The sequence below is a fragment of the Arthrobacter sp. E1SS-5 genome, assembly GCF_057073715.1.
In genome coordinates, this window is the sequence record NZ_CP172703.1 from 3613729 (window position 1) to 3639284 (window position 25556).

19 protein-coding genes and 1 tRNA gene are annotated in these 25556 nt (G+C 65.7%); 10 read left to right on the forward strand and 10 right to left on the reverse strand.

Features of this window, described 5'->3' with window-relative positions; genetic code table 11:
• From ACIGJD_RS16890 to ACIGJD_RS16905, 4 genes are all read left to right on the forward strand, one after another.
• On the forward strand, positions 1-945 hold the full coding sequence (locus ACIGJD_RS16890) for a metallophosphoesterase (protein WP_483687172.1): 945 nt from the start codon (positions 1-3) through the stop codon (positions 943-945).
• Between the two features lie 191 nt (positions 946-1136).
• Positions 1137-2945, forward strand: a complete 1809-nt coding sequence (locus ACIGJD_RS16895) for an ABC transporter ATP-binding protein (protein ID WP_483687173.1) — start codon at positions 1137-1139, stop codon at positions 2943-2945.
• Positions 2942-4768 carry an ABC transporter ATP-binding protein gene (locus ACIGJD_RS16900; RefSeq protein ID WP_483687174.1) on the forward strand — a complete coding sequence of 609 codons (1827 nt, stop codon included), beginning with the start codon at positions 2942-2944 and terminating at the stop codon, positions 4766-4768. The genes ACIGJD_RS16895 and ACIGJD_RS16900 overlap by 4 nt, the downstream gene beginning before the upstream one ends.
• A gap of 119 nt (positions 4769-4887) precedes the next feature.
• Positions 4888-4964, forward strand: a tRNA-Pro gene (locus tag ACIGJD_RS16905).
• A gap of 188 nt (positions 4965-5152) precedes the next feature.
• On the opposite strand, the gene ACIGJD_RS16910 is transcribed toward ACIGJD_RS16905, so the two are convergent.
• On the reverse strand, positions 5153-5380 hold the full coding sequence (locus ACIGJD_RS16910) for a hypothetical protein (protein WP_483687175.1): 228 nt from the start codon (positions 5378-5380) through the stop codon (positions 5153-5155).
• A 128-nt stretch (positions 5381-5508) separates the two neighbouring features.
• Here ACIGJD_RS16910 and ACIGJD_RS16915 point away from each other — a divergent pair, with 128 nt between their 5' ends.
• Positions 5509-6774: a helix-turn-helix domain-containing protein gene (locus ACIGJD_RS16915; RefSeq protein WP_483687176.1), complete on the forward strand. Its 1266-nt coding sequence runs from the start codon at positions 5509-5511 to the stop codon at positions 6772-6774.
• A 72-nt stretch (positions 6775-6846) separates the two neighbouring features.
• Here ACIGJD_RS16915 and ACIGJD_RS16920 read toward each other — a convergent pair whose 3' ends face one another.
• A complete protein-coding gene (locus tag ACIGJD_RS16920; protein WP_483687177.1) occupies positions 6847-7785 on the reverse strand; it encodes a phosphoribosylaminoimidazolesuccinocarboxamide synthase in 939 nt (312 codons plus the stop codon).
• Between the two features lies 1 nt (position 7786).
• A complete protein-coding gene (purD, locus tag ACIGJD_RS16925) occupies positions 7787-9103 on the reverse strand; it encodes a phosphoribosylamine--glycine ligase (protein ID WP_483689528.1) in 1317 nt (438 codons plus the stop codon).
• Positions 9104-9201: 98 nt separating this feature from the next.
• On the opposite strand from purD, the gene ACIGJD_RS16930 reads away from it, so the two are divergent.
• From ACIGJD_RS16930 to ACIGJD_RS16940, 3 genes are read left to right on the forward strand one after another with little or no spacing between them, the layout of a single operon-like run.
• Positions 9202-10788, forward strand: coding sequence for a molybdopterin-dependent oxidoreductase (locus ACIGJD_RS16930; RefSeq protein ID WP_483687178.1), 1587 nt, complete (start codon positions 9202-9204; stop codon positions 10786-10788).
• A gap of 60 nt (positions 10789-10848) precedes the next feature.
• Complete coding sequence (locus ACIGJD_RS16935) at positions 10849-11865, forward strand: asparaginase (RefSeq protein ID WP_483687179.1); 1017 nt, start codon at positions 10849-10851, stop codon at positions 11863-11865.
• 41 nt (positions 11866-11906) lie between these two features.
• Positions 11907-12284 carry a sterol carrier family protein gene (locus ACIGJD_RS16940; RefSeq protein WP_483687180.1) on the forward strand — a complete coding sequence of 126 codons (378 nt, stop codon included), beginning with the start codon at positions 11907-11909 and terminating at the stop codon, positions 12282-12284.
• A gap of 25 nt (positions 12285-12309) precedes the next feature.
• On the opposite strand, the gene ACIGJD_RS16945 is transcribed toward ACIGJD_RS16940, so the two are convergent.
• Genes ACIGJD_RS16945 through ACIGJD_RS16955 form a run of 3 tightly spaced genes read right to left on the reverse strand, consistent with a single transcriptional unit; the run spans position 12310 to position 15449 of the window.
• Positions 12310-13071, reverse strand: coding sequence for an SDR family oxidoreductase (locus ACIGJD_RS16945; protein ID WP_483687181.1), 762 nt, complete (start codon positions 13069-13071; stop codon positions 12310-12312).
• 13 nt (positions 13072-13084) lie between these two features.
• Complete coding sequence (locus tag ACIGJD_RS16950) at positions 13085-13828, reverse strand: aspartate/glutamate racemase family protein (protein ID WP_483687182.1); 744 nt, start codon at positions 13826-13828, stop codon at positions 13085-13087.
• 52 nt (positions 13829-13880) lie between these two features.
• On the reverse strand, positions 13881-15449 hold the full coding sequence (locus ACIGJD_RS16955; protein ID WP_483687183.1) for an NCS1 family nucleobase:cation symporter-1: 1569 nt from the start codon (positions 15447-15449) through the stop codon (positions 13881-13883).
• Positions 15450-15758: 309 nt separating this feature from the next.
• Here ACIGJD_RS16955 and aceE point away from each other — a divergent pair, with 309 nt between their 5' ends.
• Positions 15759-18512: a pyruvate dehydrogenase (acetyl-transferring), homodimeric type gene (gene aceE / locus ACIGJD_RS16960; RefSeq protein ID WP_483687184.1), complete on the forward strand. Its 2754-nt coding sequence runs from the start codon at positions 15759-15761 to the stop codon at positions 18510-18512.
• A gap of 78 nt (positions 18513-18590) precedes the next feature.
• The gene (gene nboR / locus ACIGJD_RS16965; protein ID WP_483687185.1) at positions 18591-19241 is read left to right on the forward strand and encodes a nicotine blue oxidoreductase; all 651 of its coding nucleotides are present in this window, start codon (positions 18591-18593) and stop codon (positions 19239-19241) included.
• 100 nt (positions 19242-19341) lie between these two features.
• Here nboR and ACIGJD_RS16970 read toward each other — a convergent pair whose 3' ends face one another.
• The 4 genes from ACIGJD_RS16970 to ACIGJD_RS16985 all read right to left on the reverse strand — a co-directional run bounded on the left by ACIGJD_RS16970 (position 19342) and on the right by ACIGJD_RS16985 (position 25555).
• Complete coding sequence (locus ACIGJD_RS16970) at positions 19342-20928, reverse strand: HNH endonuclease signature motif containing protein (RefSeq protein ID WP_483687186.1); 1587 nt, start codon at positions 20926-20928, stop codon at positions 19342-19344.
• A gap of 50 nt (positions 20929-20978) precedes the next feature.
• Positions 20979-21626 carry a uracil-DNA glycosylase gene (locus tag ACIGJD_RS16975; protein ID WP_483687187.1) on the reverse strand — a complete coding sequence of 216 codons (648 nt, stop codon included), beginning with the start codon at positions 21624-21626 and terminating at the stop codon, positions 20979-20981.
• Positions 21627-21652: 26 nt separating this feature from the next.
• Positions 21653-22633, reverse strand: a complete 981-nt coding sequence (locus tag ACIGJD_RS16980; protein ID WP_483687188.1) for an aldo/keto reductase — start codon at positions 22631-22633, stop codon at positions 21653-21655.
• A gap of 87 nt (positions 22634-22720) precedes the next feature.
• On the reverse strand, positions 22721-25555 hold the full coding sequence (locus ACIGJD_RS16985) for a molybdopterin-dependent oxidoreductase (protein WP_483687189.1): 2835 nt from the start codon (positions 25553-25555) through the stop codon (positions 22721-22723).
• Position 25556: the final 1 nt, after the last annotated feature.

Consider the following 25556-nt stretch of genomic DNA (forward strand, 5'->3'; position numbering starts at 1 on the left):
ATGAGCATCGACAGCCTGGCAAGCCGCGCCCGTTCAATCGGGCGCGGCTTTGCCGTCACTGCCGGCGCTGGTGCGGCCGCCGGCGTTGCCGCCTTCGGTTACGGCCTCTGGGAGAAGAACCAGTTAGTCCTCCGTGAGGAGACCCTGGCCATCCTCCCGCCCGGCCGCGAACCGTTCCGCATTCTGCACCTCAGCGACATCCATTTCGTGCCCGGGCAGCGGAAGAAGGCCGAGTGGCTCGGCTCCCTGGCGGACCTCCGGCCGGACCTGGTGGTCAACACCGGGGACAACCTCAGCCACGTCAAGGCAGTGGACCCGCTTCTGGAGGCCCTCAAGCCGCTCCTGCAGTTCCCCGGCGTCTTTGTACCGGGCTCCAACGACTACTTCGCGCCCAGCCCCAAGAACCCGGCGTCCTATTTACTGGGTCCGTCCAAGGTGAAGCCGAAGCCGGTTGCCCTGGACTGGCCGCGCCTGCGTTCAGGTTTCGGCATGAGCGGCTGGGTGGACCTGACCAACCGCAACCAGTCACTGGTGCTCAACGGCATGCGCTTTGACTTCTCCGGGGTGGACGATCCGCACCTGAAGCGGGAGCGGTACGCTGGCTGGCCCCGCGGAACGGTCAGCCAGAATGCCAAAGACCACGTCAAGGTGGCTGTCATCCACGCGCCTTACCAGCGGGTGCTGGACCACTTCACCGAAAGCGGCGCGGACCTCCTGCTGGCGGGCCACACTCACGGCGGCCAGCTGTGCATCCCAGGCTACGGCGCCATCATCTCCAACTGCGATCTTCCCACCTGGCGCGCCAAGGGCCTGAACGACTGGTCAAGCAACGGAAGTACGACGCCGGTCAACGTCTCCGGCGGCATCGGAACCTCGCGCTTCGCCCCGGTAAGGATCGCCTGCAAGCCTGAAGCCGTCCTGCTGACCCTCACCTCCCCCAGCTGACCTGATGCTCCATCAGGTATGTCCCCAAACTGGGTTTTTGGGACCATACCTGACAGGGCATTCGGCATTACGGACTGCAATAACTGGGGAAGCAGCCAGCGGACATCACAATCGCTGTGAAGCGGCTCACGCCATGGCATAGGGTTGCTGCTAGAGGAAACTACATTCGTTTTAGAGCTTGAGAAGCGGGCATGGCCAAGCAGACTCCCTTTTTCCGATCCATCAGTCGTCTTTATCCCCACGTCCGGCCCATCATCCCAAGGCTCGTGCTGGGGCTGCTCTGCGCACTGATGGCCAGCATCGTTGCGTTGACCATCCCCCAAGTGCTGCGGGTCCTGGTCAACACCGCCCTGCAGCCCGGAGGTGCCCCGGAGGCAGTATGGACTTCGGCCGGCATCATCCTGGTCCTGGGTATCGCGGAAGCAGGATTGGTGGCGCTGCGGCGGCAGTTCGTCATCAACCCTGCCACCACGGTGGAAACGCGGATGCGGGTATCGCTCTACGACCACCTGCAGGAACTCACCGTTTCCTTCCACGACCGCTGGGGCTCCGGCCAGCTGTTGTCCCGCGCCATGACTGACCTGAACTTCCTGCGCCGCTGGATGGCCTTCGGCGCCATCATGCTGGTGGTAACCAGCCTCACCGTGATCATCGGCATCGTTGCGATGTTCGCCATGAGCTGGCAGCTGGCCCTGATCTTCCTTGCCGCAGCCGTTCCCATCACCATCAACAGCTTCCGGTTCCGCACCAGGTTCAGCAAGGTTGCCCGCCGCAGCCAGGACCAGGCCGGCGACCTCGCCACCACCGTGGAGGAATCCGTCCACGGCATCCGTGTGCTCAAGGCCTTTGGGCGCAGCCGGGAAGCCTTGGAAAACTTCAATGAGCAGGCCGAGGAGCTGCGCCAGACCGAGATCGAGAAGGCGCGCCACCAGGCAACTTTCACCATGGTGGTCACCCTGCTTCCCGAACTGGCACTGGGCGCCGGGCTGGTGGTGGGCGTCATGCTGTGTGCCAGCGGCCAACTGAGCATTGGCGCGCTGGTGGCGTTTTTCGCCACCGCGGCAGTCATTGCCTCACCCGTGGAATTCTCGGGCATGCTGTTGGCCATGGCACTTACGGCCAAGACCGCCGTCGACCGCCATTACGAAGTGATGGACACGCAGAACACCATCACCAGCCCCGCCCAGCCCCGCCGTCCAGGGGAACTGGCGGGTGCGCTGCAGTTCACCAACGCAACCTTTGCCTTCGAGGACGCGCCGGACAAGCCCATCCTCAAGGACATCAACCTGGACATCCGCCCCGGCGAAACCATGGCCCTGGTTGGGATCACCGGCAGCGGCAAGAGCGCGCTGATCCAGTTGGTGCCGCGGCTCTACGACGTCACCACCGGCGCAATCACCATCGACGGGGTGGACATCCGGGACTTCGACGTGGAAGAACTTCGGGGGGTTGTTGGGGTGGCGTTCGAGGACACCACGCTCTTCTCCAATTCCGTCCGGGACAACGTCCTGCTGGGCGCCCCTGTCCGGACGGAGGAGGTCCTGGACGAAGCACTGGACGTGGCCCAGGCACACTTCGCCTACTCGCTGCCAGAAGGCGTGGACACACTGATCGGCGAGGAAGGCCTGAGCCTGTCCGGTGGCCAGCGGCAGCGGATCGCCCTGGCACGAGCCATCGCCGCCCGCCCGCGCGTGCTGGTCCTGGACGATCCCCTGTCCGCCCTGGACGTGCACACCGAGGAACTCGTTGAAGCCCGCCTCCGCGAGGTGTTGAAGGACACCACCACCCTGATCGTGGCCCACCGTCCTTCCACGGTGGCCCTCGCAGACCGGGTGGCGCTGCTGGAGGACGGCCGGATCACTGCCGTCGGGACGCACACCGAACTGCTGGCGCACAACCAGCACTACCGCTACGTCATCGCCAGCCTGGACCGCGAACCGCGGGACCTGGACTCTGAATTGTCGGCCCTTGAGGACCAGGCCGAGGAAGTGACCCGATGAGCACCGCTACCTTCGGCACCGCAAATGAGGACAACGCCCACCTGAGCAAGAGCGACAGCAGGGCAGTACGACGCCGGTCGCTGGCCTTGCTGGGGTCGCTGATCCGTCCGGTGCGGGTACGGTTCTGGCTGACCATCGCCATGGTGGTCCTTTCGCAGGCCGCACGCGTTGCCGGCCCGGCGCTGATCGCCTTCGGCATCGACCACGCGCTTCCCGCACTCCGGGGCGGCGACAACCTCCCGCTGGTGTTTACCGGCGTCGCCTACTTACTGGCAGCCATTGCGACGGCGGGACTCACCGCCCTGTACGTCACCTCCACGGCGCGGCTCAGCCAGGCAATGCTGCTGGACCTGCGGGTGCGTGTCTTCCGGCATACCCAGCGGTTAAGCCTGGAGTTCCACGAAAAGTACACGTCCGGCCGAATCATCGCCCGCCAGACCTCGGACCTGGAGGCGCTGCGCGAACTGCTGGACTCCGGTGTCAGTTCCCTGGCCTCGGGCATGCTGTTCATGGCTTTCACCGCGATCACCATCTTCGCATTGGACTGGCGGAGCGGTTTGTTGGTGCTGGCTGCGGGTGTTCCCATGTTTTTCCTGTCCCGCTGGTACCAGAAGCACTCGCAAATCGCTTTCCGCGAATCCCGCGTGGTCTCTGCCCGGCTGATCGTGCACTTCGTGGAGACCATGACCGGCATCCGCGCCGTCAAGGCCTTCCGCAAGGAAAAGGAAAACTCCGAGCGCTACGGGCAGCTTGCCGAAGACTACCGGCTGGTCACCGTCCGTTCCATCAACCTCAACGGCATCTTCCAGCCGGGGCTGGTGCTGATCGGCAACGTCTGCGTGGCAGTTGTCCTGCTCTTTGGCGGCTTCCGGGTGCTGGGCGGCGACCTGGCCGTGGGCGTGCTCCTGGCCCTGATCCTTTCCACCAAGCGGTTCTTCCAACCGGTGGACCAGATGGCCATGTTCTACAACTCGTTCCAAAGCGCGCAGGCGGCCCTGGAAAAAGTCTCCGGGCTGCTCGAGGAGGTGCCGACGGTCCGCCCGCCCAAAAACCCGGTCGCCCTGGCCAGCGCCACCGGGCGGATCGACTTCAATGACGTCGAGTTCCGCTACGGAGACGGCCCAGTAGTGGTCCCCCGCCTGGACCTGCACATCCCCGCCGGGCAGACCGTGGCATTGGTGGGCCAGACGGGCGCCGGCAAATCGACCCTGGCCAAACTCATTGCCCGGTTCTACGACGTCACGTCGGGCACGCTCACCCTGGACGGTGTGGACCTCCGCGATCTGGCCACTTCCGACCTCCGGCGGAACATCGTCATGGTCACCCAGGAGGCCTTCCTGTTCAGTGGCTCGGTGGCGGACAACATCGCTTTGGGCCGGCCAGAGGCCTCACGGGCGGAAATCGAAGAGGCTGCCAAGGCGGTTGGGGCACACGAGTTCATCCTTGAACTTCCCGAAGGCTACGACACGGACGTCAACAAGCGCGGCGGCCGGGTTTCCTCCGGTCAGCGGCAGCTGATCAGCTTTGCCCGGGCTTTCCTGGCCCGGCCGGCGGTGCTAATCCTGGACGAGGCCACCTCCTCACTGGACATCCCGTCCGAACGTCTGGTGCAGGCCGGGCTGGCCCGACTGCTGGCAGGCACGGAGGCGGCACGGAGGACGGCGCTGATCATCGCCCACCGCCTTTCAACGGTGGAGACGGCGGACCGTGTCCTGGTGGTGCATGACGGCCGGATCGTGGAAGACGGGACGCCTGAAGAACTGATCGGCGGCGGTGGACGCTTCGCCGACCTGCACGGGGCGTGGAAGGATTCCTTGGTCTAGCTGTGCGGCCTGCTCTCCCGAGACCCGGCTTTCTGCTGGTTCTGTTGGGGTGGCGGGCACCGGATTTCGCATCGGGGCGAGGAATCGGCTATCCTTGTAAAGTTGCTTTTGCAGCGGATCGGGATGTAGCGCAGCTTGGTAGCGCGCTTCGTTCGGGACGAAGAGGTCGCAGGTTCAAATCCTGTCATCCCGACCATAACGAAAAGAGGGTCTCCTTGCGGAGGCCCTCTTTTTGCGTCTCAATATGGTCAAAGGCGCCCGTTGTCCAGTCAAAGCGCCTTGGGCTTTGGCACCGGGCTCCAAGGCATTTTTGGCCCTAAAAGGAACATCCCCCGGAGCGGTTGCTCCGGAGGACGTCCTCGCCTCCTGATGTGAGGAAGCTATTTATGCGGGGTCAGGCCAGTTGCCGATGTAGGTGACGACGGAGGTATCGGTGGTGGTGGTCTTCTTGTCCTTTTTCACCTTGGTGGAGGCGGGGTCAGGCCAGTTACCGATAGCTACCGACGTACCCGAATTATCGGCGACGGAACCTGCAGACAGGACGGCCGGAGCCGCCGCAGAAAAAGCCAGGGCCCCAGCCAAGGCGGCCGCGGTTGCGATCTTCTTCAACATATAAGTTCCTCAATACGAGTCGGATTCGTTACAAAGCCAGCACTGTCCTTGTTGACACACATTGTAAAATATTTTCCACAGGGGCTGTCAAGCATTCGGCGCCCCAGCTGTCCAAAAGGAGGAAACGCGTGGGCAACGGATTCGGAGAAAAGCTCCGGGCGGAGCGCCTTGAGCGTGGACTGACACAGGCGGAACTGGGCAAGGACCTCTACTCCCCCAGCTACATCTCACTGCTCGAGACCGGCCGGCGCGAACCGACGGCTGAAGTTATTGAAGAACTGGCCCGCAGGCTGGAGCTGGCGCCCAAGGCATTGGAGGCTTGGAGTCAACCCATCTCCGTCAGCGACGCCGAGTACGTGCTGGCCGGGCTCTATGCTCGCCAGGCGTGGGACCTCCGCGACTACCCCTTGGCGGCGAGCCACGCAGCCACCGCCGCCCAGATCGCTCTGGAGGGCAAGAACACCAGCGCCTGGTGGAACATGACCTACATGCAGGCCGAATGCCTCATGAAGCAAGGCGATTTGCAGGAGTGCCGGAAAATCATCGAGCGGCTCATTGAGCACCCGATGGCAACAGAGTCGATTGGCTTGGGCGTCCGCGCGCGTCAAATGCTGGCTGCTGTCTGTCACGGCCAAGGCCAGTTGGCTATCGCTGTGGAACATGCTCTCGAAGCTGTCAGGCTCTCGGTGAACCTGCCTCGCGGCTCAACTGTCGCTATCGGTGCGCACCGGATCCTGATCGGTGCGCTTGCGGAAAGTGGCCGACTGGATGAAGCCTGGAAGTACTGCCAGGCCTTGCTCGACCAGGTTGACGAACACTCGATGTCCCAACTCGCCGGCGAGGTGGCATGGGTGGTTGGAAACGTGGCCTTCATGCGGCATGACTACATAGAAGGCGTCAGACACCATGAACGGGCAGCCCGCCTACTCTCCCCGGCAAACGACATCGAGTTGTGGGCCCGGTTCAACAAGGCCTCCGCGGCTGTACGGCTCTCGTCCGGCATCGTGGAGCCCGAGACGCTCTCCGCTATCGAGCGCGCTGAGCTCGCATTCTCGATAGTCGGAGGCACCAAGAGCGATGAGCTGGAGGTTGCTTTCATCCGTGCCCGCTGGCTCTACCTGACCGGCGACATCGTGGCAGCCGTTGAAAAGCTCCGCGAGATACACGGGGAGCGGGATGCGTTGGGCAAGCACACAGCCGGTGAGGTCTCCCTGCTCCTGGGCAAGTCGCTCAAGGCCGCAGGCGATACCGACGAAGCGCTGGTGCACCTCGAGGAAGCCCAAAAGGCGTTTGCCGCGGCCGGTGCCCAGGACCGGGTCCAGCAGGCACTGGATGCGATCCTGGAAATAAAGCTTGCGCAAAAACGCGCCGCAGCGGCCGCGAAAGCCAGCTGACCGAACGAAAACCAACCAAAAAGCCAGGTAAACCCCGCCCAATGCGGGGCTTACCTGGCTTCTGGCTTGCAGCTAGGAAAACGTCTTACCCGTGATCTTCTCGTACGCTTCGACGTACCGGCTGCGGGTGCGCTCCACAACGTCAGCGGGAAGCGCCGGCGGCGGGGTGTCGGAGGACTTGTCCCAGCCGGACTCTGCGGAGGTCAACCAGTCCCGAACGTACTGCTTGTCGTACGAGGGCTGGGCCTGGCCCGGCTTGTAGGTGGTGGCGTCCCAGAACCGCGAGGAATCGGGGGTCAACACCTCATCGCCCAGCGTGATGGACCCGGAGACGGCGTCGTACCCGAATTCCACCTTGGTGTCGGCCAGGATGATGCCGCGCTCCCGGGCGATCTTTTCCGCCGTCGTGTAGATCTTCAGCGTCAGTTCGCTCAGGCGGGCAGCGATGTCATCTCCCACGAGCGCCACCACGGCGTCGTAGGTGATGTTCTCGTCGTGCTCGCCGATCAGGGCCTTGGCTGACGGCGTGAAGATGGCGCGCTCCAGCCGCGATCCGTCCACCAGCCCTTCGGGCAGCGGGATGTTGCAGACCGTGCCGGATGCCTTGTACTCCTGCAGCCCGGAACCCGTGAGGTAACCGCGGGCGATGCATTCCACCGGGAACATGTCCAGCTTCTTGCAGATCATGGCCCGGCCCTCAACCTCGGCGGGCACGCCGTCCTCCACGGTGGAACCGAGCACGTGGTGCTCAACGCCCAACTGGTCGAACCACCACAGGCTCAACTGGGTGAGGATGCGTCCCTTGTCCGGAATCTCGCTGGACAGCACATGGTCGTAGGCGCTGATGCGGTCGCTGGCCACCACCAGCACGCAGTCCTGGCCAAGCCGCTGCACGATTGACGCGTCAGCCGGCTCGTAGAGGTCGCGGACCTTGCCGGAATAGATGTGCTTCCAGCCCGGCAGGTCCAGGGTTGCGGTGGCGTAGCCGCGGTTCTCCGAAGTGTCAGTCATGTCAGGCCTTTGCTTTCACGATGGGCATCGAGCCGGTGGCGCCGTAGGGAACCGTGATTTCTCCGCGGGCGGCCTTGCGGGCGATGTCGCTGCGGAACTGCGAGCCTTCCAGCTGGACCAGTTCCACGCCGTCGTACGCTTTTTCGCGCGCCTCCACCAGGTCGGTGCCCAGGGCGACGACGGCCAGGACGCGTCCGCCGGCGGAAACCACTTTGCCTTCGTCGTCCAAGGCCGTTCCGGCGTGGATGACGTGCACGCCTTCCAGCGCTTCCACCTTCTTGAGTCCGCGGATACGGTCACCGGTGCGGGGCTTGTCCGGGTAGTTTTCCGATGCGACAACGACGGCGACAGCAGCCTCCCTGGACCAGCGCAGCTCCTCTGCCTTGTCCAGTTCGCCCTTGGCAGCCGCCAAGAGCAGCGCACCGAGGGGCGTCTTGAGCCGGGCGAGGACCGCCTGCGTCTCGGGGTCGCCGAAACGGACGTTGAATTCGATGACGCGGGTGCCGCGCGAGGTGAGGGCCAGGCCGACGAACAGCACGCCGACAAACGGGGTGCCTCGGCGGGCCATCTCGTTGACAGTGGGCTGGGCCACCCGGTCCAGGACTTCCTGCACCAGGCCTTCGGGAGCCCACTCCAGCGGGGTGTACGCGCCCATGCCGCCGGTGTTAGGGCCCTCGTCGTTGTCGAAGATGCGCTTGAAGTCCTGGGCGGGCGACAGCGCCACGGTGTTCTGGCCGTCGCACAGCACGAACAGGGAAACCTCGGGGCCGTCCAGGAACTCCTCGATCACTACGGATCCACCGGCGTCGAAGCAGGACTGGGCGTGGGCCAGGGCCTCATCGCGGTTCCTGGTGACCACCACGCCCTTGCCCGCGGCCAGGCCGTCGTCCTTCACTACGTAGGGAGCGCCGAAGGTGTCCAGTGCGGACGCTGCTTCCTCGGCATTGGCGGCCACCATGGCCATGGCCGTGGGGACGCCGGCCTCTGCCATGACCTCCTTGGCGAAAGCCTTGGAGGCCTCCAGCTGGGCGGCAGCCTTGCTGGGCCCGAATACTGGGATGCCGGCTTCGCGCACGGCGTCGGAGACGCCTGCGGCGAGCGGAGCCTCCGGGCCGACCACCACGAGGTCCACGGCAAGCCGGGTGGCCAGCTCCGCAACTGCCTGGGGATCGTTTCCGTCAATGTTGTAGGTAGGGACCAGCTTGCTGATGCCGGCATTGCCCGGCGCCGCGTGGACCTCGGACACGTTGGGATCGGCAAGCAGGGAGCGGACAATGGCGTGTTCGCGGCCTCCGGGGCCAATGACGAGTACCTTCACAGTCTCCAAGGGTACTTTGTGCACCCTTCCCGCTCCTAAGCTGTGACCTCGACTGCCAGGCCGTCAATCCGAACCCCCGCCCGCTCCGAACCATACATATGACAACGCTTCGAAACCGGAAAACCGGCACCGCCGCCATGGCCGCTTTGGCAGGCGTGGTGGCGGCCGCCGTCGTCCTTGCCGTTGCGGAGCTGATTGGCGCATTCTTTACCGCCAGGGCAACACCGCTGTTTGCCCTGGGCTCCACCTTCATCGACTTCACGCCGCCCTGGCTGAAGGACTTTGCCATCGCCACGTTCGGCACCAACGACAAGGCCGCCCTGTTCGTGGGCATGGGCCTGACCATCGCGGTGCTTGCCTGCATTCTTGGCGTGGTGGCCTACCGGAAGTGGACGCTGGGCGTCCTGGGGGTCCTGTTCATGGGCGCCGTGATCGTTGCCTGTGTGGTGAGCCGTGCAGGCGTCGGTGCCGCGGACGCCATTCCCTCGGTGCTGGGGACGCTTGCGGGGCTGGTGGTCCTGCGCCGCCTGCTGGTGCCGTTGTGGGGAATGAAGGAATGGCCCGAAGCGCCGGCGGATACAGCCTACGACGGCGAAACCGGCCAAAGCGGCAAAGGCACCAGCCGCCGGGGTTTCTTCACCGCCGCGGGCATCACTGCGGTGGCTGCCGGGATCGCGGCGACGGGTGGGCGGCTCCTGGGTGCCGCCCGCAATAATGTGGCCCAGGCCAGGGAAGCCCTCCGGCTGCCGGCACCGGCCAAGGCTGCAGCGCCCGTACCCGCGGGCGTCCAGTCCCCCGTTCAGGGCGTTACCCCTTGGCTGACGCCCAGCAATGAGTTCTACCGCATCGATACCGCCCTGAGTGTCCCGGAAATCAACGTCAACGACTGGGAACTGCGCGTGCACGGCTTGGTGGAGCAGGAAGTGACGCTTACATTCCAGGACTTGCTGGATGCGCAACTGATCGAATCGCACGTGACCCTCACCTGCGTGTCCAACCCGGTGGGCGGCAACCTGGCCGGAAACGCCAAGTGGCTTGGCCTTCCCATCCGCGAGGTCCTGGCCCGGGCCAAGCCCAAGGATGGCGCGGACATGGTGCTGTCCACCTCCATCGACGGCTTCAGCGCCTCCACGCCCCTGGAGGTCCTGCAGGATGACCGCGACGCCATGCTGGCGATCGGCATGAACGGCGAACCCCTTCCGCTGGAGCACGGCTATCCCGTTCGGATGGTGGTTCCGGGGCTGTACGGATTCGTCTCCGCCACCAAGTGGGTGGTTGACCTGGAAGTGACCCGCTTTGCCGACAACAAGGCGTACTGGACCAACCGCGGCTGGTCGGAGCGCGGTCCCATCAAGACCATGGCCCGCGTGGAAGTTCCCAAGTCCTTCGCCAAAGTACCGGCAGGAAAGGTTGCCGTGGGTGGCACGGCTTGGGCGCAGACACGCGGCATCACCAAGGTGGAGATCCAGATTGATAACGCGGATTGGGTGGAAACTACCCTTTCCACCGAAGCCTCCACCATTACCTGGCGTCAGTGGTCCTACGAATGGGACGCCACGCCCGGCCCGCACTACATTAAAGTCCGGGCTACCGACGGCACCGGTGAGGTCCAGACGGACAAGCGCGCCGATCCTGTTCCTGACGGCGCCTCCGGATGGCAGTCGGTGATGGTGACCGTGCAGTAGATGGTCACCGCGCAGCAACGGGTCCCCGAGCTGTGGCAGGCTGGCCCATAGACTGGCAATATGCCGCACAATCCGCATGCCACCTTCACCGTGGACTCCGCCGTCGAACTGGCCGTGATCGAACGCAGCGGCTTCGTGGAGTCGCGGCACATCGGTTCCGCCGTCCTTCTCTCCGCCGACGGGTCAGTGGTCACCGAGCTTGGCGATATCGACACCCCCATCTACGCCCGGTCCACGCTTAAGCCGTTCCAGGCGCTGGCGTCCATGCAGTCCGGGGTTCCCCTGCGTGGCGCCCAGGTGGCCATCGCCTGCGGTAGCCACACCGGTTCGCTGGACCACATGGACGTGGTGGCGGGCATGCTCAAGGCAGCCGGCGTCCGTGAAGACCAGCTGCAGTGCCCGGAAGCCTGGCCCCAGGATGAAACGGCCCGTAATTGGCTGGTGCGCTCGGAGAAGGGGAAGTCGCGGCTGGCCTACAACTGTTCCGGGAAGCACGCCGCTTTCCTTTGGGCCTGCACCGAAAACGGGTGGGACACGCACAGCTACCTTGAGCCCAACCACCCACTGCAGCAGCGGGTCCGCACGGTCATCGAGGAATACACCGGCGAACAGATAGCGCACCTGGGCATCGACGGCTGCGGCGCGCCCGTGGCAGCGGTTTCCCTGAAGGGGCTGGCCAAGGCCTACTCACAGCTGGCCAAGGCCCCGGGTGACCAGAGCTTCAGCGCCAGGGCGGCCACCATCGCCACCTCGATGCTCGATTACCCATGGGCCGTGCAGGGCCGCGGCGAAGCCAACACGCTGGTAATGGACGAGCTCGAGATCATCGCCAAGATCGGGGCCGAGGGCGTCCTGGCCATGGCCACGCCCCAGGGGGTTTCCGTGGCCGTCAAGATCCTCGACGGGAATGTGCGCGCCACCTCACTCGTGGCCCTGACACTCCTTGTGGCAGCGGGGGCGGTAGAAATTCCGGGCGTTGCCAGTGCCCTGGACCGGGTGGTGGAGCCGGTGCTTGGCGGCGGCCGTCCGGTGGGCAGGATTCGCCTGGGCCCGGCGGTTTCCGCGCTCCTGGACTGACGCCGCACTTCCGAGCCGACACTAAAGGAAAGACTGAAAGCATGGCCGTAGCCCGCCGTCGTATTGACGTCCAGGAAGGCAAAGCAGCACTGAAGGCATGGCTGGAAGCCGCCCGGACGCCGTCGGACACTCCCGTGCCGCGCACTGTCCTGGCCGCCGCCGTGAGGTACTCGCTGGAGGAAGTGACCGCGCGCGCCCCAGGCAACTCTGTTGAGGTGCGCGTTCCGCCGTTTGGCGTCACGCAGTGCGTGGAGGGCCCGCGGCACACGCGCGGCACCCCGCCGAACGTGATCGAGTGCGACGCCGGCACCTGGCTTGCGATGGTGACAGGACAGGTGCGCTGGGCGGACGCAGTCGCTGCCGGCAAAGTGGCAGCTTCAGGGCTGCGGGCGGACTTGTCGGCGCTGCTGCCCCTCTAGCCCTGCCGTCCCTGCCCCAGCCGCGTCAGCCGCGGCCGATGAAGGGCATGCCCGCGGCGGTGACCACTACTGAGCCAACACTGGCTGTGGCAGGCATGTTGGCCATCATCAGCACCGCCCGCGCGGCATCCTTCACGGGGAACATCGGCTCCACCTTGCGGCTGCCGTCCGCCTGGAGCGCCCCCGAGCCGACACCGATGGTGTCCATGATCTCGGTGGCCGTGTTGCCGATATCGATCTGCCCGCACGTGATGCCATAGCCGCGACCGTCCAGCTCGATGCTCTTGGTCAGGCCGGTCATGGCGTGCTTGGTGACCGTGTACGCCACGGTCCGGGGCCTGGGCGAATGGGCCGAGATGGAGCCGTTGTTGATGATCCGCCCGCCCTGCGGTTGCTGCGCCTTCATGGCGCGGACAGCGGCCGCTGCGCACAGCATGGACCCGGTGAGGTTCACGGCCACGGTCGCGTTCCAGTCCTCCAGGCTGATCTCGTCAACCCCGGCCGCCGGTCCAAACACGCCGGCGTTGTTGAACAGCACGTCCACGCGCCCCCACTTTTGGCGGGCCGCGTCGAAAAGGCGTTCGACGTCGTCGGGCCGGGTCACGTCGCAGGGCACCACGAGCGCGTCCGGATGATTGTCCGCTGTCTCCTTCAACTGCGCTTCACGGCGGCCGGCCAGCACCACGCGGTAGCCGTCGGCCAGCATCTGCCGGGCAACCTCCCGGCCGATGCCGGACCCGGCCCCGGTAACGACGGCGACGCGGGCAGTGGGAGGGGACGTGTCCATTCTGTCTCCTGGCTTAGGGCTGCGCCGGCACAGCCGGCTTGTTCAGCGGCCAGCCTATGACGGTCTTGGGCCGGGGCGCAGCGAATGTCCGCACCTTGGAGGTGGAGAGGCGCATCCGGACCAGGGATTCGGCGATGGTCACCGCGGAAGCCACACCGTCCACGACGGGGACTCCCGCCCGCTGCCGGATCTGCTCATCCAGTCCGGCCATGCCGCCGCAGCCGAGCACGATGACCTCGGCCTTGTCCTGCGTGACCGCAAGCATGGCCTGGTTGATGATGGCTTCCACGGCCCGCTCCGGCTCTTCCTCGAGTTCCAGCACCGCCATGCCGCTGGCGCGGACGGACGCGCATCTGGCGTCCAGCCCGGCCAGCTTCAGCCGGTCCTCGATGAGGGGAACCGTGCGATCCAGGGTGGTGACCACGGAGTACCTATGCCCCAGGAACATCGCCGTGCTGGCCGCGGCCTCGGTGATGTCCACCACCGGCACATCCAGCAGCTCCTGCAGACCTTCACGGCCATGCTCGCCGTAACCGGCCTGCACCACGGCATCGAAGGGCTCCGGATAAGAGGTCACGGCGTCCATGACGGCAATGGCGGCCAGGTAGCTTTCAAAGTTTCCCTCGCAGGAGTCCGCCCCAAACCTTGGGGTGATGCCGACGATCTCCGTACCGGGAGCGGCTGCACTGCGCGCCGAGGCGGCAATGGAGTCGGTCATCGATGAGGTGGTGTTCACGTTGGCGACGAGTATGCGCATGGGGTAGGTCCTTTGGTGCTGCGGATCCCTGTGGGCCGCTTGCTGGTAGGGCTTAGTGGGTGCTGACGACGGCGATTGCCTCGCCATCGTGGTCTTCGAGCCTTTGGTTGCGGTCGGCGATGAAGAAGTAGAGCGTGGCGGCAATACCTGCTGCAAAGAACCAGGCGAAGGGAGCCGCCGCAGCGAGTCCGGGCACGAAGGCGATCAGCAGGGCCAGGACGGCGGCCGGAACCATGGCAATGATGGCGCGGGGGTTGACGCCCTTCTTGTAGAAGTACGCGCCGTCAGGGGATGCTGTGTAGAGCTGCGGCACGTGGACCTTGCCGCGCCGGATCAGCCAGTAGTCGGCCATGACAACGCCGAACAGCGGACCGAGCAGCGCACCGAGTCCGCCAAGGAAGTACACGATGACCAGCGGGTTGTTGTAGAGGTTCCAGGGGAGGATGACCAGGCCGATCGTCGCTGAGACCATGGCAGCCTTGCGGAAGTTCAGCCGCCTGGGGAACAGGTTGGTCAGGGCGTAAACGGGGGCCACGAAGTTGGCCATCAGGTTCACGGCGATGGTCAGGATCAGCAGGGCAAGGCAGGCCAGGACCAGGAAGAGCGTGTTGGGGATGGTCTGGACGATGTCCGAGGGGCTCTTGATGATGGTGCCGTTGATCTTGAACTGCCCGCCGGCCATGACCACTACGATGGCGCCGAAGACCAGCATGTTGATGGGGATGCCCCAGAAGTTGCCGCGCACCACAGCCTTTTTGGAGACCGCCGAGCGGGTGAAGTCGCAGAAGTTCAGGACGAAGGTGCCATAGATGGACACCCAGAGGGCGCCGCCCGCGAAGATGGTGAGCCACATTTCCGGCCCTTCCAGCGCCTTGTTGGAGGCCCAGGCGATGCTTCCGCCGGCTTCGACGAAAATCCAGATGGCCATCGCGGCCATGGTGGCAAGAATGACGGGGCCGGCGAAGGCCTCATACTTGCGGATCATTTCCATGCCGAAGCTGACGATGACCAGCTGGACCACCCAGAGGGTCACGAATGCCATCCAGCCGAGTGTGGACAGGCCCAGGATGGAGTCTTTGTCCATGTCCGCCAAGGCAGGGAACATGGCTGTAAGCATCACGCGAAACACCACGGACGCGAGGTAGGTCTGGATGCCGAACCAAGCTACTGCCACGGCTCCGCGGAGGAGGCTGGCGATCTGGGCTCCCCTGATGCCGAAGCTGATGCGGCTCATGACGGGGAAGGGAACACCGGTCTTGACGCCCATGAAGCCGGAAAGCGTCAGGAGGCCGAACAGCAGCGCGGCACCGATGCCGAGGGCCAGAAGGATCTGCCACCCGCCCAACCCCAACGCGAACAGGCCGATGGCGAAGGCGTAGTTGCCCAGGCTGTGCACGTCGTTGGCCCAAAGGGTAAAGATGCTGTAGCTGGTCCAGCTGCGGCCGGCCCGCTTGGTAGGGGCAAGATCGGAGTTGTACAGGGAAGGGCTGATGCTCGTGCCTGAAGCTGCGCTGGCGGATTCACACAGGGCTTCAACACTGCTGGTGGTATGCACTGCTGGGACCGACGACGCTGTCAGGCCCTGCTCAGCAGCAACGCCCGCCGTGGGTGGGGTTTGCATAGGGTCTCAATTCTTTGGAGGATTCCGGGTGGTGAGGCCGACCGCGGGGTCGTTACTGTTATTCCACCTAGCGGAAATGAGATATTGAATAGTGAAATAATCGTATGACCCAGGTCACTGCCGGTCAAGTGCGCCGGGTGCCCCTGATCGGTCACAATCCGTCGCTTCGCGTCCATGGGCGTCGATGGGCGGTGGTGGCGGTTGTCACGTTGACCCCGGCCGCCTCGCTTACTAATCTCGTCTAGCAATAATGTTTTCTCATAATACGAAAACATGAGCCCATGCATTCAAAGATGAAAAGAGGCTGCCGTGGCTGCAGGAGAAGATACCTCCCATATCCTCAGCGGGTTGACTAACCAGCTGCCTGATCGTGATCCGGAAGAGACTGCCGAGTGGGTTGAGTCCCTGGATGCGTTGATCAGGGAACAGGGCACCGAGCGTGCCCAATACATCATGCGGAGCCTGCTGCAGCGCGCGGGCGCGCAGAGCGTGGGTGTGCCGATGGTGACCACCACCGATTACGTGAACACCATCCCGGTGGACCAGGAAGCCGAGTTCCCGGGCAACGAGGAATACGAGCGCCGCTACCGGGCGTACATGCGGTGGAACGCCGCGGTCATGGTGCACCGGGCGCAGCGGCCCGATATCGGCGTCGGCGGGCACATCTCCACCTACGCCGGTGCCGCGACCCTGTACGAGGTCGGGTTCAACCACTTCTTCCGCGGCAAGGACCACCCCGGCGGCGGGGACCAGGTCTTCTTCCAGGGCCACGCCTCCCCCGGCATGTACGCCCGGGCCTTCATGGAAGGCCGCCTGTCCGAGGAGGACCTGGACGGGTTCCGGCAGGAAAAGTCCCGTGAAGGCCACGCCCTGTCCTCCTACCCGCACCCCAGGTTGATGCCGCACTTCTGGGAATTCCCCACCGTGTCCATGGGCATCGGGCCGATGAACGCGATCTACCAGGCCCAGAACAACCGCTACCTGCACAACCGCGGCCTGAAGGACACCTCCGACCAGCAGGTCTGGGCGTTCCTGGGCGACGGGGAAATGGACGAACCCGAATCCCGCGGCCTGCTCCAGCTCGCCGCGAACGAGAACCTGGACAACCTGAACTTCGTGATCAACTGCAACCTCCAGCGCCTGGACGGTCCGGTGCGGGGCAACGGCAAGATCATGCAGGAACTCGAAGCGTTCTTCCGCGGCGCGGGCTGGAACGTGATCAAGGTCGTCTGGGGCCGGGAGTGGGATGACCTGCTCACCCGCGACACCGACGGGTCCCTCGTGAAAATCATGAACGAAACCGTCGATGGGGACTACCAGACCTACAAGGCAGAATCCGGCGGGTTCGTCCGCGAACACTTCTTCGGCAAGACCCCGCAGACCAAAGACCTCGTCGCGGACCTGACCGATGACCAGATCTGGAACCTCAAGCGCGGCGGCCACGACTACCGCAAGGTCTACGCCGCCTACAAAGCAGCCACAGAATTCAAGGGCAAACCCACCGTCATCCTCGCCCACACCGTCAAGGGCTACGGCCTCGGCCCCCACTTCGAAGGCCGCAACGCCACCCACCAGATGAAAAAGCTGACCATCGGGGATCTCAAGGAGTTCAGGGACTACCTGCGCATTCCCATTTCGGATGAACAGCTCGACGCCGATCCCTACCGTCCTCCCTACTACCACCCGGGCTTCGATGCGCCCGAGATTGCCTATCTTCTTGAACGGCGGAAGGCACTGGGCGGATCAGTTCCCGAGCGCCGCGGCGGACACCAGGCCGTGGAACTCCCGGATGCGAAGTCTTATGAGGTTGCCAAGCGCGGCTCGGGTAAGCAGATGGCCGCCACCACGATGTCATTTGTACGCCTGCTCAAGGATTTGCTCCGGGATAAAAAGTTCGGGAACCGGATTGTGCCCATCGTGCCGGATGAGTCCCGCACTTTCGGTATGGACGCGTTTTTCCCGACCGCCAAAATCTATAGCCCGGCCGGCCAGAACTACCTGTCGGTGGACCGTGACCTGGTCCTGGCGTACAAGGAGTCCCCCGCGGGCCAGCTGATCCACCCCGGCATCAACGAAGCCGGCGCCGTGGCAGCATTCACCGCCGCCGGAACCTCCTACGCCACCCACGGCATCCCCCTGGTCCCGGTCTACGTGTTCTACTCCATGTTCGGCTTCCAGCGCACCGGCGACGCCTTCTGGGCCGCCGCGGACCAAATGACCCGCGGCTTCATCATCGGCGCCACCGCAGGACGGACCACCCTCACCGGCGAAGGCCTCCAGCACGCCGACGGCCACTCCCCCCTGCTGGCCTCCACCAACCCCGCCGTGCTCACCTACGACCCCGCCTACGGCTACGAAATCGGACACATCGTCCGCTCCGGCCTGGAACGGATGTACGGGGAAGAGTCCGAAGGACACAACGGCGACAAAAACGTCATGTACTACCTCACCGTGTACAACGAACCCATCATCCAGCCAGCAGAACCTGAAAACCTCGACGTCGAAGGCGTCATCAAGGGCATCTACCTGCTCGCCCCGGCAAAGATCGACGGGCCCCGCACCCAGATCCTCGCCTCCGGCGTCTCCGTCCCCTGGGCCCTCGAAGCCCAGCGCGTGCTGGCCGATGACTGGAACGTCTCCGCCGACGTCTGGTCCGTGACCTCCTGGAACGAACTGCGCCGCGACGGCCTCGCCGCCGAAGAGGAAGCCTTCCTCAACCCCGGCCAACCCGCACGCGTCCCCTTCGTCACCCAGCAACTCGAAGGAGCCACCGGCCCCATCGTCGCCGTATCCGACTACATGAAGGCCGTCCCGGACCAAATCCGGCAATTCGTCCCCAACGAATACGCCGCCCTCGGCGCCGACGGCTTCGGCTTCTCCGACACCCGCGCAGCAGCACGCCGCTACTTCAAAAACGACACTCACTCCATCGTGGTGAAAGTGCTGCAAATGCTCGCGGCGAGGGGTGAAGTTGAGGAGGGCGCGCCGTCGTACGCCATGGACCGCTACAAGCTCCTGGACGTTAACGCCGGCACCACCGGCGGGGCGGGCGGAGACGCCTGATAACCACCGGCAGCAGCAGTCGGGGCAGTTTCCGGGGGAGGCTGCCCCGACTGCTTCGGCATTGGCTAGGGTGCAGCTATGAGGAACACTGACGCGCCCGGACCCGCAGGCCCGACTGGCCACGGGGTGACTGGCGTCGTCCTGGCGGCCGGGGCCGGGACACGTCTGGGTTTGGGACCGAAGGCCCTGCTGCCCTACCGGGGCCGGCCGCTGGTGGAGTCGGTCGCCAACACACTGCTCGACGGTGGCTGCCGGGAAGTGGTGGTGGTCCTGGGGGCAGGAGCGTCTGAAGTTCAGTCGGCTGCCAGCCTCGACCGCTTCCGCGTAGTGGACAACGCGGAATGGCAGACGGGCATGGGCAGCTCGTTCCTCCTCGGAAACCAAGCCGCGGATCCCGGAAGCCACCTTTTGATCGCCCTCGTGGACCAGCCCGGCCTGACCCGTGAAACAGTGGCACGGTTGCTGGCCCGGCACCGGACCGGCCGGATCACCGCGGCCGCGTACCACCGTCGTGATTCCAGCGACGGCGGTCAGGCAGCACTGCGCCGCGGGCATCCCCTGCTTATCGACGCCTCCCTGCGGGAGGCCGTCTGCGCGACGGTGACGGGCGACGCCGGGGCACGCGGCTTCCTGCGCTCCCACCCGGACCTGGTGGACGAAGTGGACTGCAGCGACCAGTCCACCGGTGAAGATGTGGATACGCCGGACCAGCTGGACCTTTTACGCTAGCGCCCTCCCGCCATCAGCGCCCGGAACTTCAGTAGCAGGCGACCTCCACAGGCACTCGAGCACGGTCAGGCGCGGGCAGGGCAGCATTGCCCGGGCCGCGTCAGGCGGTTGGGGCGTGCAGGATCCGCTCCAGCCAGTTTTCTACTGGAGATATGCCGAGGTGCACGAGATCCGGAAGTGCGCCAGGCGCTCCCTCCCCTGGTATCTGGTGCGGGTTGCGAAGGGCAGGCCACTTGGGCGGTTCCCAGTCCTGGTGTTCGCTTGGGTAGCGCCGGCCCGTGGGTGAGGTCCAGCCGGGTGGCTCGTTTTTGGTGGCCGGGGTGGGTTTCCACCCGGTGGTGTGTCGGAGTTTGTGGTGTTTGGGGCAGGGCTGCCCCAGGTTGCTGATCCCGGTGGTCCCGCCATCAGCCCAGGCGAGGACATGGTCCGCGTCGTTGTCCAGGGAGTTGTTGCTGCAGCCCGGGAACGGGCACTTACCGTCCCGCATCCGCAACCAGGCCCGCATCGCACCAGTCACCCGGTAACTCGTCCGCCCAATCTCCAGCGGCGCCCCTACCCGCGGATCCACCAACACCCGGTAAAACGACCCCGCCCCGTTCGCGACCAGGTCCCGGGCCATCGACGGCGGGATCGGCCCGTACCCGTCCAGCATGGCCGGCTCATCGGTCAACCCCATCAACGAGTACACCGGAACCGTCACCAGAACCTGCGCCCGGATCGGCGAAGACAAGTGTTCTGCCCCTGCACCAGCACCTTCAACGCCAACACCAACCACGCCACCGGTCCGGCCGCTGGCACCGACACGTGGACCGGCCCCGTCATCGCTGACCGTGTCGGATAGGGGCGTGGCGCAGGTACCACCGCCTTGGGTGATACTGCCGCTGCCAAGAACCGCCACAGCGAAGGTGTCGGCCCGCAACTGCGACATGGTCCGGGGTTCGTCGGGTCCCTGCTGGGAGCGGGCGATCGCGGTGAGCCGGTTCCACCCGGCCAACGCCTGAGCCGCGGGCAGGCACGCCGACAGCCACGCCATCCCGTCCTGGTCCGGCCGGAACTCCACCCGCCGATCCGCCACCCCCTTCACATGGCGCTTCTCAATGCTCTCCGCGTGGTGGCGTTCACGCCACGCCCTGGCCTTGGCCCGAAACCGGTGCGCCGGCATCTCCCCGGCAGGGCACCCCCGAGCCGCGCCAGGGGCGTCCGGGTCCAGGAAATGGGCTTCCAGCGCCGCCGCCCCGGCAGCGTCCAGACACGCCGCCTCGTCCGCCATCACCACCGCGTGCTGCCACGACAACATCCCGGCCTGCAGCCCCACAAGGGTCCGCGGCAACGACGAAACAACCGCCTGCGAAGCAGCCAAGAACGATAACGCCGCCCGCGGCCCCAAAACCAGCACACACCCGATCTCCGCCGCGACCGCCATCTCCTGCGCCTGCACCGGCACATCCGGCCCGGCAACAACAGAGGCGCTCTCCGCATACTTCACCGCAGCCTTCGCCTTCAACCCAGCGAACCCGGCCTCAACCACCCGGGCACCAGCCAAAACATCCAGGCACCCATCAGCCAAACCACCAAGAGGATCAGCCACCGAAAACGGCTCCAACCCGGACCCGTCAACCTCAGCGTTCAACACAGCAAGGGCAGCCCGAATGTCCGCATAAGCCCTGACCACCGCTGCCCTTCCCATAAACCAATCATGACAAGGGGGTACGACATTCTGGCCGTGACGACGTCAGCTCAGGCCTGCATCCCACTTCCCAACAACTGCTCAAGCCCCTGTTTGAAGCCGGACCGCCCGCCATGGGCCGGGTGCCGTATTTTTGGCGCGGACAGACCACTGCGCTGCAGGCTGTGCTGGGCCACGTTGCCCACCGCCACGATGGAGGTGACTCCGAAAAGCTCCGCCAGTTCCTGCCAGAAAGGCGTGCCGAGTTGGGTTTCGGACGGCCTGGGCGTGCGGTTGGACAACGGCTGCCCCGGCTTGTGGGTGTGCCAGGGAAAGGCACTCCACAGCAGCGGAAGGAACCCCACTTCTTCCAGGACGTGCCAGAGCACGGTGGCGGTGGGCTCGGCGGCTACCCCGGCAGCGTCTGGCGGCAGCACGTAGCCCTTGCCGGGGCCGAAGAGCCCGAAGCTGTTGGCGGGCCCTCCGAGAATGACCCTGTTGGTGAAGGGCACCCCAGTGATCCGCATGCCCCTGAAGCCCGGCGCCTCCCCCACCAGCAGCACCTTGGGCCGCCGGTCCAGCATCTCCCGGAGGTAGAGCTCCAGGTTGTGCCTGCGCAGCGCGTTCGCCGGAACTTCATGATTGAAGAAGTTGGTGCACGCGGGTCCCAGCTGCACGGCCGCGAGCCGCTCCACAAAGTCATGGACTGAGTCAGTCACCGGCGTGCTCCCAGGCGGCGACCGGGTTACCAGCGCGGGTGGATGGACTCGCGGAAGTAGTGGTCGTAGATCCAGCGGACGCCGTCGTCGAACTCCTTGCCCACGCTGACCGTGGCTGCCGCAGCGTTGCCGCGGGCCTGCTCCACGTTACGTGCGCCGGGAATGACGGTGGTGACGCCGTCCTGGGCCGCGATCCAGGCAATGGCCGCCTGCGCCGTGGTAGCGCCGGAAGGCACCAGCTGCTCGAACTCCTTCACGGCTTTCAGGCCCAACTCGTAGTCCACACCCGAGAAGGTCTCCCCGACGTCGAAGGCCTCGCCCTGGCGGTTGTAGTTGCGGTGGTCGTTCTCCGCGAACGTGGTGTCCTTGGTGTACTTGCCGGACAGCAGCCCGGATGCCAGCGGCACGCGGGCAATGATGCCAACCCCTGCGGCCTTGGCGGCGGGCAGCACCTCGTCCAGCGGCTTGAGGCGGAAGGCGTTGAGGATGATCTGGACCGAGGCTGTCCCCTCGTGCCGGATGGCTTCGAGGGCCTCGTCCGTGCGTTCCACACTTACGCCGTAGTTGCGGATGGCACCTTCGGACACCAGGGTATCGAGGGCGTCGTACACTTCGTTGTTGCTGTACACCGGGGTAGGCGGGCAGTGCAGCTGGACCAGGTCCAGGGTGTCCGTGCCCAGGTTCTTCCGCGAGCGGTCAACCCACTGGCGGAAGTTGGCCAGGGTGTAGTTTTCCGGCCGCTGTTCCATCCGCCGGCCCATCTTGGTGGCCACCGTGATGCCGAGGCCCGGGTTGTCCGCCAGGAACTTCCCGATGGCCTGCTCGCTCTTGCCGTCGCCGTAGACGTCGGCGGTGTCGAAGAGGGTGACGCCTGCCTCCACCGAGGCTGCGAGGATGGCCTGCGCCTGTGCCGGATCCACGTTGCCCCAGTCCGCGCCGAGCTGCCAGGTACCGAGCCCCACGATGGAGACGTTCCGTCCGGTCTTGCCTAAAATCCGCTGTTCCATCCCCCGACTATATGCAACGATGCAACCCGGGGTCAGATCCGACCCCGGGTTGCGCCCGCGCAAGTGAAAGTATGACCACCTGCCGGCCTAGGAAGTCACGCGCTCCAGCTTGGGCACCAGGCCCGCTTCCTTGAGCCCCAGGTAGATGCGGTCCCGGGCGATGGGCAAAGACGCGAACCGCACTCCGGTGGCGTTCCGGATGGCATTGGCAAGCGCCGGCGCCACGGGATTGAACGGGCTTTCGCTCATCGATTTCGCCCCCAGCGGCCCCAGCATGTCGAAAGTGTCCGCGAAGTACACCTCGCTGCGCGGCACGTCCGCGAAAGTAGGAATGTGGTACTGCCGCAGGATGTCCGTGGTGACCTTGCCGGCGTCGTCCACTACCACCTCCTCGTACAGCGTGGCACCCAGGGCCTGCGCGATCCCGCCCTCGATCTGGCCGCGGCACTGGCGCGGGTTGACCACCACACCGGCGTCCGCCGCCTGCACGCTTTGCAGGATCTTCAGCTCACCGGTGCCGCGGTTCACTGCCACCCGGAAGCCGTGCACGTTGAAGGCTACGGAGCGTGGGGTGCCACCCCAGCGTCCCTCGGCGGCAAGTTCGACGCCGGCATCCGCAGCGGCCTGCGCCAGGTCAGCCAGTGCCACGCGGGCTCCGTCGATCACCACCGCGCCGCCCTCCAGGACACAGGCGGACGCCTGCGTCTGCCGGATACCGGCCGCGAAGGCCCGGATCCGCACGGCCAGCTCTTCCGCCGCAGCCAAGGTCGCCTTGCCGGCCACCACCGTACCCGCCGAACCAAAAGCGCCGGTATCGTGCTCCACCAGGTCCGTATCCGACTGCCGCACCGCCACCTTGGAGGCCTCCGTGGACAAGGCCGTGGCGGCCAACTGGGCATGCACCGTGGTGGTGCCGTTGCCAAACTCGGCGGTTCCGACGTCGGCCTGGTACGTTCCGTCCGGCAGGAGCCGGACGTGGGAATGGGCAAAGTGGCCCCGCGGCGGCACGGTGTCGATCATGGACAGGGCAGCGCCCTCACCCACCATCCAGTCCGGGCCAAGATCATCCAGCCCTGCCTCCCGGTAGCGGGCCTTGCCGCGGTCCAGGGCGTCCCGCACCAGGTCCAGGCACTGGTCCAGGCCGTAGCTGCCGTAGTGGACGTCCTCCTCCGGATCCGGCTGGGTGGACAGCATGTGGTCCCCTTCGCGGACAATGTTCCGGCGGCGGAACTCCAGCGGATCCATCCCGATTCCGGCGGCCAATTCATCCATGGCGGATTCGATGGCGAAGATCATCTGGCTCAGCCCGTAGCCCCGGAACGCCCCGGCCGGAACAGTGTTGGTGTACACCGAGTGTGCGTCCACCTTCTTGTTGGCGCAGTTGTACACGGCCAGCGATTCACCGCAGCCGTGGAACATGACGCCGGGGCCGTGGTTGCCGTAGGCACCGGTGTTGGTCACGACGTCCAGCTCCAGGGCCGTCAGCCTGCCGTCCCTGCTGGCGCCCGCCTTCAGCTCGATGGTGAACGGGTGCCGGGTGGTGGTGGCAGTGAACTGCTCCGAGCGGGTGAGTTCCAGCTGGACCGGCCGCTTCAGTTTCAGGGCCGCGAGCGCCGCGAGGTCTTCGGTGAGGACTTCCTGCTTGCCGCCGAAGCCACCGCCCACACGCCCGGCCACCACGTGTACCTTGTCTTCTTCCAGGCCGAACACCCGGCACAGCGTCCGCCGGACCAGGAACGGGACCTGGCTGGAGGTGCGGACCTGCAGCCGGCCTTCGGCGTCCACCGAGGCGATGGCCGCGTGCGTTTCCAGCGCAACGTGCTGCACCCGCTGGGTCTGGTAGGTCTGTTCGTGGATGAAGTCGGCGGCGGCGAAGCCGTCGGCCACGTTTCCCAGCTCGGAGTGCAGCTCCGCCACCACGTTCCGGTCCGGCCGGGAGATGCGGGCCGTGAAGGCGTCCTTGTCCCCGTGTACCAGCGGCGCGCCGGGAAGCAGCGCGTCCTGTGGCGAAAAGACGGCGGGCAGTTCCTCATAATCAACAGTCAGCGCCCGCACTCCGGCTTCTGCGGCGCCCACCGATTCGGCCACGACGGCGGCCACCCGCTGCCCGCGGAACCGCACCACGTCATCGAGTACCCGGGTATCGTCCGGGTCGTCGGTGAAGAGTTCGTGCTGGGCCGTGGAAAACAGCTGCTCCGGCGCGTCCTCATGGGTGAAAACTGCCACCACCCCGGGCACCTGCAGCGCGGCATCCTTGTCGATAGACACAACCCGGGCGTGGGCGTGCGGCGAGCGCAGGATCTTCAGGTGCAGCAGTGCCTCCTGCTGGTCCGTGGGGAGGTCCAGGGTGTAGCGGGCTGCGCCGGTGACCACCGCCCGGCTGGCCGGCGCGGGAACGTCGTCGCCCAGCCTGCCCGGCTCCGGATCCGGCTGGCCCTCCCCGGCGATGCCGGACCCATGCCCCTCAGGGGCGGGGTGGCCGGCGTCGCCGCAGACGGCATCGGCGATGGCGCGGTAGCCGGTGCACCGGCAGAGGTTGCCCTTGAGGTTCCGCGGCAAGTTGTCCCTTTGTTCGTCGTCGAACGTTGCCGCCGTCATAACCATGCCTGCCGTGCAGAAGCCGCACTGGAAACCCTGTCGCTCCATGAACTGCCGCTGCACCGGATGCAGCTGGCCGTCTCCGCCGCCCGAAGCAGCAGCCAGTCCCTCGATGGTGGTGACCGCATGCCCCTCCGCCCGGACGGCGGGGTAGATGCAGCTGTGGACCGGTGTTCCGTCCACGTGCACGGTGCAGGCGCCGCAGTCACCGCCATCGCAGCCCTTCTTCACACCGGTGGTGCCCTGCTCCCGCAGGAAGGTGCGCAGGCACTGGCCCGGGCGGGGTGTGGCGCCGGCGGGGGTGCCATTGATCTCGATGGCCATG